This is a genomic window from Mesorhizobium sp. M8A.F.Ca.ET.181.01.1.1, from assembly GCF_004792025.1.
In the GTDB taxonomy this organism is placed as follows: Bacteria; Pseudomonadota; Alphaproteobacteria; order Rhizobiales; family Rhizobiaceae; genus Mesorhizobium.
In genome coordinates, this window is record NZ_SRTV01000364.1 from 1 (window position 1) to 278 (window position 278).

At 61.2% G+C, this 278-nt stretch carries 1 protein-coding gene; it reads left to right on the top strand.

Annotated features, from left to right (window positions below):
• Positions 1 to 64: 64 nt before the first annotated feature.
• Positions 65 to 278 (top strand): MarC family protein (locus EN824_RS34975; RefSeq protein ID WP_281041427.1); only part of this gene is annotated, 214 nt, incomplete at its 3' end.

Here is a 278-nt window from a genome sequence, read left to right on the forward strand (position 1 = left end):
CACGGCGCGGCGCGCTCCCCGCAGGCAGTCGGCTTGCCGGAGCGCCGCCCGACACGGATCGCATATGGTCGAAAGTCTGATCGCGGACATTCTGTTCGGCTTCACGGGGCTGATCAGCATCCTCAACCCAATTGGCGTGGCTTTTGTTTTTCTCGACCGTACCGCTTCGTTGACGACCGACGAGCGCACGGCCCTCGCGCGCAAGATCGCGATCAATGTCGTCTGCGTGCTGCTGGTGGCATTTTTCATCGGTACGCCGATTCTGCATTTCTTCGGCA